This window comes from Bacillus sp. FSL K6-2839 (genome assembly GCF_038003365.1).
Taxonomy (GTDB): Bacteria; Bacillota; Bacilli; order Bacillales; family Bacillaceae; genus Bacillus.
In genome coordinates, this window is record NZ_JBBOOZ010000001.1 from 1,728,500 (window position 1) to 1,742,633 (window position 14,134).

General features: G+C 41.0%; 16 protein-coding genes. 4 read left to right on the plus strand and 12 right to left on the minus strand.

Translation table 11 applies throughout. The features are described from left to right. Positions 1-52: 52 nt before the first annotated feature. The gene (locus MHH26_RS08655; RefSeq protein ID WP_340973185.1) at positions 53-559 is read right to left on the minus strand and encodes a PTS sugar transporter subunit IIA; all 507 of its coding nucleotides are present in this window, start codon (positions 557-559) and stop codon (positions 53-55) included. Positions 560-726: 167 nt separating this feature from the next. Here MHH26_RS08655 and MHH26_RS08660 point away from each other — a divergent pair, with 167 nt between their 5' ends. Further along, on the plus strand, positions 727-1,146 hold the full coding sequence (locus MHH26_RS08660; RefSeq protein WP_060596719.1) for an Hsp20/alpha crystallin family protein: 420 nt from the start codon (positions 727-729) through the stop codon (positions 1,144-1,146). A 20-nt stretch (positions 1,147-1,166) separates the two neighbouring features. Here the strand turns inward: MHH26_RS08660 and MHH26_RS08665 are convergent, their stop codons facing one another. From MHH26_RS08665 to MHH26_RS08675, 3 genes are all read right to left on the minus strand, one after another. Continuing rightward, a complete protein-coding gene (locus MHH26_RS08665; RefSeq protein ID WP_060596720.1) occupies positions 1,167-1,619 on the minus strand; it encodes a YppG family protein in 453 nt (150 codons plus the stop codon). Positions 1,620-1,726: 107 nt separating this feature from the next. After that, positions 1,727-2,098, minus strand: a complete 372-nt coding sequence (locus MHH26_RS08670) for a YppE family protein (protein ID WP_340973187.1) — start codon at positions 2,096-2,098, stop codon at positions 1,727-1,729. A gap of 58 nt (positions 2,099-2,156) precedes the next feature. Then, positions 2,157-2,390 (minus strand): DUF5446 family protein, encoded by a 234-nt coding sequence (locus MHH26_RS08675; RefSeq protein WP_340973188.1) that lies wholly within the window; start codon positions 2,388-2,390, stop codon positions 2,157-2,159. 196 nt (positions 2,391-2,586) lie between these two features. Between MHH26_RS08675 and sspM the strand changes: the two genes are divergently transcribed. After that, positions 2,587-2,691, plus strand: coding sequence for an acid-soluble spore protein SspM (sspM, locus tag MHH26_RS08680; protein WP_012010346.1), 105 nt, complete (start codon positions 2,587-2,589; stop codon positions 2,689-2,691). A gap of 22 nt (positions 2,692-2,713) precedes the next feature. Here sspM and MHH26_RS08685 read toward each other — a convergent pair whose 3' ends face one another. Continuing rightward, positions 2,714-3,670, minus strand: a complete 957-nt coding sequence (locus MHH26_RS08685; protein WP_340973189.1) for a DUF2515 domain-containing protein — start codon at positions 3,668-3,670, stop codon at positions 2,714-2,716. A gap of 46 nt (positions 3,671-3,716) precedes the next feature. Between MHH26_RS08685 and recU the strand changes: the two genes are divergently transcribed. Further along, positions 3,717-4,328: a Holliday junction resolvase RecU gene (recU, locus tag MHH26_RS08690; protein WP_060596723.1), complete on the plus strand. Its 612-nt coding sequence runs from the start codon at positions 3,717-3,719 to the stop codon at positions 4,326-4,328. Positions 4,329-4,371: 43 nt separating this feature from the next. Then, positions 4,372-7,077, plus strand: a complete 2,706-nt coding sequence (locus tag MHH26_RS08695; protein ID WP_340973190.1) for a PBP1A family penicillin-binding protein — start codon at positions 4,372-4,374, stop codon at positions 7,075-7,077. A gap of 35 nt (positions 7,078-7,112) precedes the next feature. On the opposite strand, the gene MHH26_RS08700 is transcribed toward MHH26_RS08695, so the two are convergent. The 7 genes from MHH26_RS08700 to dinG all read right to left on the minus strand — a co-directional run bounded on the left by MHH26_RS08700 (position 7,113) and on the right by dinG (position 14,102). Beyond that, entirely contained in the window at positions 7,113-7,622 is a 510-nt protein-coding gene (locus tag MHH26_RS08700) for a YpoC family protein (protein WP_334749499.1), read from the minus strand. After that, positions 7,619-8,281 (minus strand): endonuclease III, encoded by a 663-nt coding sequence (gene nth, locus MHH26_RS08705; protein ID WP_340973192.1) that lies wholly within the window; start codon positions 8,279-8,281, stop codon positions 7,619-7,621. Before nth ends, MHH26_RS08700 begins: the two co-directional genes overlap by 4 nt. Before the next feature lie 17 nt (positions 8,282-8,298). Beyond that, positions 8,299-9,003: a DnaD domain-containing protein gene (locus MHH26_RS08710; RefSeq protein WP_307499819.1), complete on the minus strand. Its 705-nt coding sequence runs from the start codon at positions 9,001-9,003 to the stop codon at positions 8,299-8,301. 98 nt (positions 9,004-9,101) lie between these two features. Beyond that, the gene (asnS, locus tag MHH26_RS08715; protein WP_095285348.1) at positions 9,102-10,394 is read right to left on the minus strand and encodes an asparagine--tRNA ligase; all 1,293 of its coding nucleotides are present in this window, start codon (positions 10,392-10,394) and stop codon (positions 9,102-9,104) included. Positions 10,395-10,508: 114 nt separating this feature from the next. Next, positions 10,509-10,994, minus strand: a complete 486-nt coding sequence (gene tseB, locus MHH26_RS08720) for a cell wall elongation/penicillin-binding protein regulator TseB (RefSeq protein WP_060596725.1) — start codon at positions 10,992-10,994, stop codon at positions 10,509-10,511. Between the two features lie 12 nt (positions 10,995-11,006). After that, positions 11,007-11,177, minus strand: a complete 171-nt coding sequence (locus tag MHH26_RS08725) for a YpmA family protein (protein WP_008344594.1) — start codon at positions 11,175-11,177, stop codon at positions 11,007-11,009. Between the two features lie 132 nt (positions 11,178-11,309). Continuing rightward, positions 11,310-14,102, minus strand: a complete 2,793-nt coding sequence (dinG, locus tag MHH26_RS08730) for an ATP-dependent DNA helicase DinG (RefSeq protein WP_340973194.1) — start codon at positions 14,100-14,102, stop codon at positions 11,310-11,312. Positions 14,103-14,134: the final 32 nt, after the last annotated feature.

The window sequence follows — 14,134 nt, forward strand, 5'->3', positions numbered from 1 at the left end:
GTCATCAAAAAAACTACCCTCATACGATTGGGTAGTTTTTTTTGTGTCCTGATTATTTTAGTTTAACGGTAAAAAGCTTAGAAGTCTGTTTTTCCACAGGTCCCTTTGGTTCTTTATCAAGATACTCGATCAAGTCACCATTCATAATGACAATCGGAGTCACTGTACTTGCCGCTTTCTCTTCAATCAGTTCTAAATCACACGTAATGAGAGGGTCACCGATCTTCACTTTATCCCCTTCTTTTATGTGCGCTTCAAATCCTTCACCATTTAATCCCACTGTTTCAAGCCCGATATGAATCAGAAGCTCAAGCCCTGAGAGTGTTCGAATGCCAATTGCATGTTTTGTATGGAAGAGCTGGATGATTTCACCCTCTACTGGTGACACAATCGTGCCACTTTTTGGTTTTACTGCTACGCCGTCTCCCATCATCTTTTGAGAAAAAACAGGGTCTGGTACATCCGTCATATCCATTAACTCTCCATCAGCTGGAGAATAAATGATTTCTTCCTTTACATCATCTTGGTTTTTTCCGAAACCGAATAATTTTTTCAGCAATGTCAATTGCTCCCTTCAAGCTTTGCTTCTAGTTCTATTCCGCGTATGAAACGCTGCGCTCATACACCTTGCTTCATTCAACACTATTTAATCATAATTTTTTCCTCTCATCAATTGATAACCGCCTGAGCCCTTTCTGCATAGGCTGTAGATGAGAGGTGATTCAAATGAAACATGAAGGCGAAAAGAAACATGAATTGCTGGCAAATGAAGATATTCTCAATGAAGCGATTGAACAATTTTTCGCATCCTCCCCGTTTCACGAGATAATAAATAGTGCGGAGGCGCTCATGACCACATCACATTCACTTGCATCGATTACGACCGATGTGACAGAGGATGAGCAGTTTGTGTATATCGAGATCCAATTTCCCGACCATTTTGTCGAAGGGGATATCGCGCTAGAAGTCAAAGCCCAATATTTACACTTATCCGTGCAGGAAACAATCAAAACGGATACAACTTCCTCGTATTCGAGCTTTACCAAAACCATTTTAATGCCGGCAAAAATAGATGAAACGAACATGAAGAGCGTGTGGAAAGATCAAACGCTTCGTGTGACGGCACCAAAGCAAACTACCCAATAGGTCCATCTATTGGGTTTTAACTATGCTTTAAAAATGCTTGTAAATCCTTTCGCTAATGAACCTACTTGATTCATCGTACTCATCATTTGCCCAGCTGTATCAAACATTTTGTTAAAGTCGTATTGTCCATTCGTTTTTTTGAATTGTGACAGCACACTTTTAAATTGAGATGATTGCTGTTTTTGCGGTCTTGGCAAAGGATAAGGGTTCATAGGCTGCTGCATGGGCATCATGCCTGGTGGCGGCATCTGGGGTTGATTGATCGCTTCAGGCGGATGAAAAGGCGGCACATTTTCTTGGTATCCATAAGGCGGCTGATAGACAGCAGATGGTGCCTGGCTCATTCCACCTTGATGTGGCGGCATAAAATATTCTGGAGGCTGCGGAGGCTGCTGCTGCATATCTGGATACGGAAAAGGCCCTCGATTGAATGGATTGAATTCATAAGGCTGCTGGTTTGAATAAGGGATCATATATCTCGCTCCTCTCGCTCTCAACACATAGTGATGTCACTCATATATTATGATCAAGAACAGAAGATGTGCCTAAAGCAGCCATAAGAAAAACGCAGCATATGTCTTCAGCTGCGCTTGTTGATTTCTTCTATTAAAAGGTTCAGTGTGTAAATCACTGACTCAACTAAATTTTTCACACGGGGTGCATGCTGTTTGCCAAAATAAGATTGCAGGACAACCTCTTTTCCATTTTCTTTGACGGCTTCAAGCTGTTCTTGGTGTAAATATCTAGGTTTGACCAGATGAATAAACGAGATCGCAGCAGTGAGCCACTCTTCCATTTTCTGATCAAATGTCTCAACGGCCGGCTGAATGTCCGTGTGAAAATCATATACGGGGTATTCCTCTTCAGCCTTTCCCTTTTGGTACTGCTCATACGCCTCTTCGATCCATATTCTCAGCTCTTGTGTATGTTCAAGTAATGTTTGATTATCCAAAATGTTCACCTCTATGAACCATCCTATCAAACGTTTACTTATTGCTCAAATAGAAAAGCTATCCGGCGTGATATGCCGGTCTTACCGCCAGTTTATACTCAGCCGCGTGAATCTTCACTTCACAGTCCTTTACTTCTGATTCAAGCCGGTCTATCATTTGTTCTTGCTCCTCTATGGCTGCACGTTTTGTTTGGTTCACAGCAAGAGACAGTTCTTCTTCCACCGCATCAATTTTCCGCTCGATTTCCTCTAATAACTGCATAATGGATTCTTTTGATACAAATTCGCTCATCATCAGATTCCTCCTTTATCGTCTCTCGTTACATTCTCTTTTCTTTCACACCCTCCTTCACACATGACAAAACTAGAAGCAAATCGCCAATCTAAGTGTAGATGAGCGCTATTTCTTCCTTTTCGACATATGCTTGTCCTTCTTTGTATGATTGCGTCCGATTGTGTAAATTCTAAGGACAAAGGAGGTAGATTTCATGAAAAAGCAGCCAGCACCAAAAGAGCAAAAGCCAAAAGGGAAAGAAAACAGTACAGATCAGCTTGATAAAAAGCTCGGCGGTCCTAATCGACCATCCACGTAAAAAAGCAGGTACCCCCTGCTTTTTATTTATGCAAAAAATAGTGCTCTAATGAGAAAAGAAAACGAAGCTGTCTTTTTTTATGAAAATACCAGTCGGTCAGCTCAATTTGTTTTGGTAACGTCTCTGCATCAAATAAGGATGGGCTCAATTTCTTTTGAAACCAATCGTCCCTTTGATCGTCTAATGAATGTGTCATCACCGGATAAACTGTTCGAAGAAAAGGTGTTGACCTCCTAGCGATCCCTAAAAACGGCTCAAAATCAAACCGTGATCCGGTATGCGGAACAGTATGCAAAAAATGATAAAAATCCGAAAATAAATCGGCTCGAAATAATAGTTTCGCTAGTTTTTTTCCTAATGTAATACGCTCCTTTACGCGGGAAAACTTCCGTATGGTTAACCCGTACAAATGCCCGTCCACCGTTGGAAAAACAACGGTTTGAAAATGTCCCCACTCGCTGAACAGATATTGAATCGAGTGAAAAACATTCTTTTTCAGAAGAGGATTTTGTATAATAGGAGATTGTATAGTATATTGTTCATTTATGATGAGTGCATAAAGCAGGCGCTCTGTGTCACGCTTTAGCCAAAAACGTTCCCACTCAGTGCTCATAAAACGAGAAACAGAAAAATATGGAAGCAGATGGAACAAGGGTTTGCTGCACCGCTTAGACCATTCATACAAAAGAAGCTGAGGGTAAGCATCCGAAAAGATCAGCCAATTCGCTCTTTCATATGCTGTGAAAAAAAGGTGCCCCTGCTGATCTGTTAAACCTGGATGAAAGAGCTCGCCCTTTAGATCCGTCATAGACCATCCAGCATTTCTCGAGACAAAGGAAGCAAGCAGCGACCATTTCATCTCTGGATGGCGGTCATAAAAGCGTTTGTAAGCATTTGTCCTCGTCAGGTTGTCTTTATTTTTCGCTTTCGTTTCACGCAATATATACTGAGTGATGATGTGCTCTTCTTGTGACAACATAGTAATCTCTCCAATACAAAATGCATTAAAAGGAGGCTGAAACTTGATGATTCGGTATCCAAACGGAAAATCGTATCAGCCCATTCAACAAATTGGGACAAAAAAAAGAATCAGCGGCGAATCCTCTTATAGTAACCGCGGGATGACGCTTGAGGCTGACTTAAATGAAACCAACCAGTACTATTTGGTCAACGGGATCGCAGTCATTCATAAAAAGCCTACCCCCGTTCAAATTGTGAATGTGGATTATCCAAAAAGAAGCGCTGCTGTTATCAAAGAAGCCTATTTTAAACAATCATCCACAACAGACTATAATGGAGTGTACAAAGGGCGCTATATCGATTTTGAAGCAAAGGAAACCAAAAGCACCACCTCGTTTCCACTCAAAAATTTTCACGATCATCAAATTGAGCATATGAAACAGGTAGAAAAGCAAGGCGGTATTTGTTTCGTTATTATATCCGCATTTGGCTCCGTTTATTATTTGTCCGCTTCAGATCTCTTTTTCTTCTGGGAGCGGCAGCAGCAAAACGGCCGGAAATCCATTAGCAAAGACGAATTAATGGAAGCTGGCCACTTAATGACACTTGGATATTCGCCAAGAATTGATTATATTAAAGTAGTGGAGACACTTCATTTTTCGGATGAAAGTGAGTAGCAATGACGTTCGAAAAAGGTTTAACACGAAAGGTTGAGATGTGATGTCTGATCAATTTACAAGTCGTGAACAGCGACGTAAAGCAAGTCAAGAAAACAATAAGAAGCAAAAGAACAAAAAAGGCAAAAAGAAAGCAGGTCTATTTAAAAAAATATTTTTATCTTTACTCGTGATCGGTCTTCTTTGTGTAGTTGCCGGAATCACAACTTTTGCCGTTTTTGCATCAAGCGCTCCTTCTATTGATGATAGTAAGCTCAAAACACCGTATTCTTCAAAGCTTTATGACAAAGACAAGAAAGTGTTTGCAGAAGTTGGTGCGGAAAAAAGAACGTATGTCTCGATTAAAGATATACCCGATGTGGTAAAAGAAGCATTTATTGCAACTGAAGATGCACGTTTTTATAAACACCACGGGATTGATCCAATCCGTATCGGCGGTGCCCTTGTCGCAAACGTCGAGGACGGCTTTGGAGCTGAAGGTGGAAGTACGATTACACAGCAAGTTGTGAAAAACTCTCTACTTAACAATCAAAAAACGTTAAAACGTAAAGTACAGGAAGTATGGCTCTCGATTCAGCTTGAGCAAAAATACTCTAAAGATGAAATTTTAGAAATGTATTTAAACCGCATTTTCTTCTCACCTTATGCTTACGGTGTTGGGAAAGCGGCTGAACAATTTTTCGGCGTTACAGATTTAAATAAACTAACCGTTGCACAGGCTGCCACACTTGCAGGTATGCCGCAAAGTCCTTCTGCCTATAACCCAGTGAAACATCCTGAAGCAGCGGAAAAACGCCGTAATATCGTTTTAAGCCTCATGAAAAAACAAGGCTACATTTCAGAAAAAGACTATGACGTTGCAAAAGCAACCCCTGTCAGCAAGACAGTTGTTTCAGCTGATAAATATAAGAGCCAGAACTCAAGTAAGTACTCTGCTTATATTGAAGAAGTCATGGAAGAAGTACAGAAAAAAGCCAAAGTGGATGTATCAACAGATGGATTAAAAATCTATACTTCACTCGATCGTAAAGCACAGGATCACCTAGATGATATTATCAATGGGGATTCAGTTGGTTTTACGAAAGGTATGCAGGCGGGTGTCACCCTGCTTGATACGAAAAATGGCGAAATCCGAGCTATTGGCGGTGGACGTGATGTACCAGCCGGCGGCTTTAACTATGCGACAGATGCAAAACGTCAGCCAGGTTCAACAATCAAACCAATTTTAGATTACGGTCCTGTCATTGAAAACAAAAAATGGTCTACGTATCAGCAAATTGATGATGCGCCATATACGTACTCAGATGGTACACCGATTAATAACTTTGACAGAAGACATTTAGGGAAAATGTCCATGAGAAGTGCTTTGGCACAATCACGTAACATCCCTGCACTCAAAGCATTCCAAGAAGCTGGTTCAACTAATGCAGCTCAATTTGCCAATAATTTAGGCATGGACTTACCTTCTGATATTCCAGAGTCTTATTCAATTGGTGGATTTGGAGATGGTGTGTCTTCATTAAAAATGGCAGGTGCATTTAGTGCATTCGGTAATAACGGATACTATAACGAACCGCATGCTGTCACGTCTGTTGAATTTAATGACGGTACAAAGCTTGACCTTACGCCAGATTCCAAAGCGGCTATGAGTGATTACACAGCATTTATGGTCACAGATATGCTAAAAACTGCTGTCCAATCTGGAACTGGGACACTTGCACAAGTACCAAACGTTCAAGTAGCTGGTAAAACAGGTACAACGAACTTTGAACAAGATGATATTAATAAACACAATATTCCTTCTGGCGGTGCGAAAGATTCGTGGTTTGTTGGTTATACGCCGCAATATACAGCAGCCGTTTGGACTGGAATTGGTAACTCAAAAGATGCGGACGGCAAAATATGGCTCACAAATTATGAACAGCGTGTTGCCAAACTCGTCTTCCAGCGATTAATTTCTCAAATTGATGATGGAAGCGGCTCATTTGAAAAACCAGACAGTGTCGTTGAAGCTACGGTTGAAAAAGGATCAGATCCAGCAAGATTAGCCGGACCAAATACACCAAGTGAGAAGAAGACAACAGAATACTTTGTAAAAGGAACGGTTCCGACAAAAGTGTCTGACACATATGAGAAAAAAGAAGCCGATAAGCCTTCTGACTTAAAAGCGGTGTATGATGAAGAGAAAAAATCCATCACACTGTCTTGGGGCTATGATAACGACGCAGATGCTACATTTAATGTAAAACAAGCGGTTGATAACGGCGGCTATAAAGAGATTCAAAACAGTTCTGCTAAAGAAGCGGTCATCTCTGATGTGAAGCCTGGCTCTACTTATAAATTCCAAGTGACAGCCACTGTAGAGGATGTCACAAGTAAAGCAGCTTCTACCTTCCTCACCATCAAGGATGATGAAGATGAGGAAGAAAAAGCAGATGATGAGAATAAAGAAGAAGAACCGCAGCAGCCTGACGACGAGCAGACAGACCAGACTGACGATAACAAAAATCAACCCCCAGGCACTGACGAGCAAAAGCCAGATGATAAAAAAGATCAAGATAAGGATAAGGATCAGGATCAAGGCGGAAATACGGAAAATGGAAATAATGGTTCTTCCGATGATGGCTCAGACAGTACAAATGGGAACTCACAAACTGACAATAAAGATAAAAAGAAAGATGATGCGAAAACAAACTCTCAAAGCTCAAATTCGCAATCAAATTCTCCTAGTCGAAAAGAAAATGAATAATGAAAAAGCACTTGCCCATATGGCAAGTGCTTTTTTTAACGGTTTTGTCTGATCTTTTTAAGTGCTTCATGTTTTCCATACTGCTTTTTTAGTTCCGTGTATAGCTCGTCCAGTTGAATAAAGCAATGATATTGAGTTGGTTTTAGCAAAATGAACTCTAAACGTTCTGTCCAATTAATTGGAGCTACAGGAAATGTCTCTTGCTTGATATGTTCCCATTCAAGCGTTTGAAGTCTCTCCCCTTTGATCCAGTAAAACATCGCAATCATACTGACAATACCTTGCAGCATATCGTCTTCTTCACACCGGGACTTTCTTGTTTGAAAACGAGGAAGCATTTTTTCTTTTAATTCATTCCACAGTTCAAACATCACAGGAACAAACTCTTCTGTTTTCTGCCATGGAAGCTCATCTGTTAAAAGATCTGATGATAGATCATATGCGAGTGGATTATCTCTAAGTATGTCTACTCGATCGCCTTTCATCTCTACCTTTTTCCCTTTTAGCTTTTCGACATATGAGGTAAAAACAGCTGCCCCGCTCATGCCAGCTTCACCAATCCTTTTTTCAGCCTCTTCTGCCCTTCTCTACACATATCAAGAAGCGGACAAGACTCGCACTGCGGCCGCTGCGCCTTGCAGTGATATCTGCCAAAAAAGATTAGGCGGTGATGCGTCACAGACCAATCTTCTTCTGGCACCTTTTTCATTAAGGTTTGCTCTACTTCAAGAACAGAATCCTTCCACCGGCAAATCCCAAGACGCTTGCTGACTCGTTCTACGTGTGTATCGACAGCAATGGCTGGCACTCCAAAAGCGACAGATACGACGACATTTGCTGTTTTCCGGCCCACCCCAGGAAGCTTCACAAGGTCGTCCCGATCCTTTGGCACTTCACCGCCATATTCTTCAATCAGCATTTTGCTCAACTTTTGAATGTTTTTGGCTTTATTTCGATAAAGGCCAATCGAACGAATATCTTGCTGCAATTCTTCAAGCGGTACACTTAAATAGTCTTCTGGTGTTTGATATTTTTGAAATAACGTTTTGGTGACTTTGTTGACAAGCACGTCTGTACACTGCGCAGAGAGTGCCACAGCGATCACAAGTTCAAATGGATTGGAATGAACAAGCTCACACTCAGCCTCTGGAAACATATCTCCTATAATATCTAAACATTCATTGATTTGTTTTTTTGATAACATGACTTCTCCTTTATTGGTTATTGTTCCAGCCAATTATAAAAAGGAACTTGTCGTTTATATGTTGACGTCTCTTCTTTTGAAGGTGGCGCTTTTTGCTGAGAACGGAAATGCTGGCTATGCTCTTTTGCTTCTTCCGCTGTTTTCAGCCCTTTCTTTTTCCACTCAAACAGAATTCGGTCGATATAACGGAAATTTAATTTTCCTGATAAAACCGCTTCTCTTAACGCTAGGCGAATCATTTCAGCATCATGATGGTCTTGATCCATCCAGATCGAGAGTGTTTCTCCTTCAAGAGGAGACAGCGGTCTGCCAAATTCATCTTCAAATAGAGCATATAAAGACTTTTCAGCCTGCACATGAAGTTTTTGACCTTCCTTCGCTTGTTTTGCTTCTAAAAAGTCATACAGTACGCCCCATAAAGGCTCAATTGAGTATCGGTCATGCTGAATACCAGACCCGTCCTCAAACGGCTGAATCGAAATAAATCCCTTTTGAATTAAATGCTGAACCATATACGCACACTCTTCAGCTGAAATGGTCATGCCATGGGACAGCTCTTCAAATGTTTGAAAGAAAACACCTTGTTCTTCATTCATTTTAATCTTAAGCATCACCATCATTTGTGATTCATTCAGTCCTAACTGCTCATAATGAGCAATCAGCAAATTAGGCAAACTGGTCGAACCCATTTGCTGCATATTTATAAATTGCTGCCTATTCATCGGATACACCTCTTCACTTTAAGTATATCACGTTTTATTTCACGTGCCCCTCCAAAAAACGTTTGAAAAAGCCTCCATATGTTGGAGGCTTTCATGTCTTAAGGATATAAACGGTTTAATAATCTTGGGAAAGGAATGGTTTCACGCACATGCGGCGCTCCACTAATCCAAGCAACTGTACGCTCAAGTCCAAGACCAAATCCTGAATGCGGTACAGAACCATATTGTCTTAATTCTGTGTACCATTTGTAAGTTTCTTGATCTAGCCCATGTTCTTTCAATCTTGCTTCAAGCAGCTCTAGATCATGCACACGCTCAGAACCGCCAATGATCTCTCCGTAGCCTTCTGGTGCAATCAAGTCTGCACAAAGGACGACATCATCACGATCCGGTGCAGGCTGCATGTAAAATGGTTTTAATGATGTTGGGTAATGAGTGATAAACACTGGTTTATCGTAGCTTTCAGCGATCGCTGTTTCGTGAGGCGCACCGAAGTCATCTCCCCATTCAATATCGTCAAAGCCTTTTTCCTGCAAGAATTTAATCGCTTCATCGTAAGTGATGCGCGGGAATGGTGCTTTGATGTTTTCTAATTTTGCTGTATCACGGCCAAGTGTATGCAGTTCAACTTTACAGTTTTCAAGTACACTTTGAACAACATGAGTCACATAATGTTCTTGATACTCAAGGTTTTCATTAAATTCGACAAAAGCCATCTCAGGCTCGATCATCCAAAACTCAATTAAATGACGTTTTGTTTTAGATTTTTCAGCTCTAAATGTTGGGCCAAATGAGAATACTTTTCCGAGTGCCATTGCCGCAGCTTCCATGTAAAGCTGTCCACTTTGAGAAAGGTACGCATCTTCATCAAAATATTTCGTCGCAAACAGCTCCGTTGTGCCCTCAGGTGCACTTCCAGTTAAAATTGGCGGATCTACTTTTACGAAACCTTCTTGATGGAAGAATTCATATGTAGCACGAATAATTTCGTTACGAATTTTCATAATGGCATGCTGCTTTTTAGAACGAAGCCATAAATGACGGTGATCCATTAAGAATTCTGTTCCATGCTCTTTTGGTGTAATTGGATAGTCAGTTGCTTCGTGAATCACTTCAATGGATTTCACTTGCAATTCAAAACCAAGAGGTGAACGCTCGTCTTTTGTCACTTGTCCTGTCACATAGACAGATGTTTCTTGAGTGACTGATTTCGCAAGCTTAAAGACTTCCTCTTCCACTTCTGCTTTTACTACGACTCCTTGAATAAAGCCTGTCCCGTCACGCAGCTGCAAGAATGCAATTTTACCGCTTGAACGTTTATTGGCAATCCATGCGCCGATGGTTACATCTTCATCGACATGTTTGAACACTTGATTAATCGTTGTTTTCAACATAATTCCCTCCAAAGCCAGAAAGAAACTCACCTTTTCAACAGTGTGAATCTTTTTTCATACATTTTATTATAACCGTTCTAATTCAGCATGGTCAACGCAAGAAAGGAGAAACTATGGCGTTACATTTTTTTCCACGTGTCCTGTCGAGAAGTCGACATAGCTGAAGCTGTATTGATTGTTCTCATTTAAGTACGTCACTTCCCAAAGGAGTACGTCACCTTCTCTTGCTAATTGAACGTCCTTTAGCTTAGATACAGTGTTCTCCTTTTGAACGGCTTGTACTGCTTGATTTGAGGTAATGCCTTCTTTTGCTTTTTTTGCGATCACTTTTTCTTTATTGCTGGCAGGTACCCAAACATAGGTTGTTTCATTTTGTTTGTTTTTTCCTTCAACAATAAATTGTTTTTCTTTCCCGACAAAGGTTTCCACTTGCTCAACTTGTACGATGTTTGCTTGTTTTTTTGCTCGTTCAATCGCCGCCTCATGACCTTGTTCTTTTTGTCCCATGGCAATTTGATAAATCCACGTAAAACTGATGATGCCAATGAGCAAAACGAGAGCCACAACGGATGAAATGATCCAGACTATTTTTTTCATGTCAAGCTTCCCCTATGTGCGATATATCGTAAATATCGCTTGATTTTGATCTTCTTGATCTAATGCTAATCCAAACATGAGATCTTCTCTTTTAAGCGTTCTGTTCAATAAGTCAACAATTTTATACAGGTCCTCTGAATGCTTAATTTGAACAGTTGAAAGTACCTCTATTTTACTTTCCACTTCTAATTCCTCCTCGGTACGTAAATATTGTTAGTCATACTTTTCGGCGCGGGAACCGATACTATTTTTACAACGGAACACAAAAAGCCGTTACGATAAATTAACTCCAAACCCACACCAGCTAAAGGCCGCTTATGACAGCGGCTTTTCGTTGTTGAGCTTCTCTATATACGCCTCAAGTGATTCTTTTGACATCTCGTGGACTGGCGCATGAGGGAGTGATTCTAAAAATAGCTTTCCATATGAAGCGGTTTTCACTCGGCGGTCTAAAATGAGCAATGTACCTATGTCTTTTTCAGAGCGCAGCAAGCGTCCTGCACCTTGTTTAAAGGTTAGCACAGCTTCTGGGAGAGCAACGGCTTTAAACGGATTCTTCCCCTGTTTTTTAGCGGCATCACATTTTGCTTCAATGAGCGGTGAATCAGGCGGCCTGAACGGGAGACGTGCCATAATGACTGTTGTCAGCTCTGATCCAGGAAAATCGACACCTTCCCAAAAACTACCCGTACCAAGTAAAATCGCATGTTTTGCTAATTTGAACATTTTCGTTAATTTAACAGGGCTCCCGCCCGTCAGACCTTGAGCAAAAAGGGCGGCTTGCATCCCTTCTGTTTTCAGCTCTTCATACACTGCTTTTAACATCTCATGTGAATTAAACAACACCAATATCTTCGCTTGATGCTGCTTTTCCATCACCTTAATGTACCGTGCTGCTTGCTCTACATAGTCGTGCTCATCACGGTTCGTAATCGGCGGCATATCAGCTGGTACAATCACCTTGAGCTGTTTTTCAAGTTCAAACGGTGACTCAATCTGTACAAGATGCGGATAAAAATCCTGCAGACCAAATCGTTCTAAGCAATAATCAAAGCGCCCATTGATTGTGAGTGTTCCTGATGTGAGAACAACACTTTTTTTGTTCATAAAAAAACGATCAGCTAAAAGCTCTCCTGTATCTAGCGGCTGTGCATGCATAAAGACAGCATTTTTGGCACCCTTTGCATCAATCTCAATCCAAACCGTTTCATCGTTTTTCGGTTCAAAAATAAACCGGTACAGCGTACTGCAAAATGTATGCATAAACGACATCACTTGATCGTATTCCTCTGCTTCAAACGCAAAGTGTTCTGTCAGCTGATCACTTTTTTGAAGAAGCTCGCTTTTTTGCTGCTCATACAGCTTTTCACAAGCAATTAACAAGGAACAAAGCTTACTTGCCGTCTCTTTAATCCGTTTCCACTGCGCATGCTTCGAATGATGACGTACTCTATGAATGAGACGATTGATGTCTGCTTTTGGTTTTGTCCTTTTGACAAAAGAATGAACGGTACTAAAGAAGGCGTCACTTTCCATTTGAAGCTGATGAAGATACTCATCCATTTCGATAAAGGTGTCCGTCTGTAAACCTGCACCGTGAAATCTCTTTTTCAGCTTGTTTAAAAGACCGCCCTGTAAGGAGCCAAGCTGCGTTAATTTCGCATGAAGCTGGATATACGACGCACTATCTCCTAGTGTTTCATTGGCTGTTTTCTCAAATTGATGAGCCTCGTCAATCACATATACGTCTGCATGCTGAAAGATAGACGATGCTTCTGTTTGTGATAAGAGCAGGCGATGATTTGTTAAAATTAAATTGGCTGTTTTGGCCCTTTTTTTGGCACGTTCATAAAAGCAGTATTCTTTAAAGCGGCGCTTTTTTGATGTAAACGGCATGTGCACACACGAAATACGGTCTTTTATATTGGCAGCTCCTGACGGTAAATTCAGTTCAGATAAATCACCCGTTTCTGTGACAAGAAGCCACATTAATATTTGCGCCTTCGTTAAGACCACATCATAGTTATCATCTTCCTCATGCAGCACATGCTCAAACTTATCTAAGCAAATATAATGCGCCCGTCCTTTGAATACACAGGCAGCTGGCTCAAACGGGAGCAATTGATTTAAAATCGGCACATCGCGCTGAAGCATTTGCTGCTGCAAAAGAATGGAATATGTACTAATAATGACAGGTTTTCCTGATTTCTTTGCCTCTAGTGCAGCTGGTATGAGGTATGCCAGCGTTTTTCCAATACCTGGTGCCGCTTCAATTAAAGCATAGGCCCTTTCATGAAACACATCTCTCACTTTATTCATCATCGTGAGCTGGCCTTCTCTTACTTCATAGCCTTCCACTGTTTGGGGAAGCTTCTTTTTGATCTCCTCAAACAGCTGTTCATCGTCTTCCCCTACTGAATCTGTCGTATCCGTTTCAGGGTTGGTGACATCTTTTACAGCAAAAGAGCCCACTTCTACCAAAGAATCTTCACGGCTAGCACGACTCGTTTCAAGCTGCTTTATTAAAAGTCCTATATCGCTTAAGAGATAAGAGGATAATCTGCGCAGCTGCTTTAGCACATTTGGCGGTGTATGTGTTAATTGATGTAATAAGGTTAAAAATAACATGGCAGTAACTTCCGCATCACTATCCGCCCGGTGCGGGTGGTCATGTGGAAGCATGAGCTCTTCACTTAATTCAGTGAGCTTATAACCTTCAAGCTCTGGATAAAGAATTCTAGAAATCTCAACTGTATCAATCGCTAGCACATCCAGCTCATTTTTCCCGCATGCTTTTAGTTCATCATTTAAAAAATTCAAGTCAAAATGAACATTGTGCGCAACAAAATAAGCGCCTTGAATAAGATCATACACCTCTTGGGCAATGTCCTCAAAAAACACTGCATCGTTAACCATGTGCTGCTGAATACCTGTCAGCTGTTCAATAAATCCAGGGATCGCTTTTCCCGGGTTCACATATTTTGAATACCGTTCGACAATTTGTCCATTTTCAATGACCACCGCAGCAATTTGAATGATTTTATCACCCTTTTTGGGTGAATTTCCGGTGGTTTCAATATCAACGACAACAAACCTTTGATCGGCCATAAAATGGACACCTCAATTCCTCGTTTCACTCG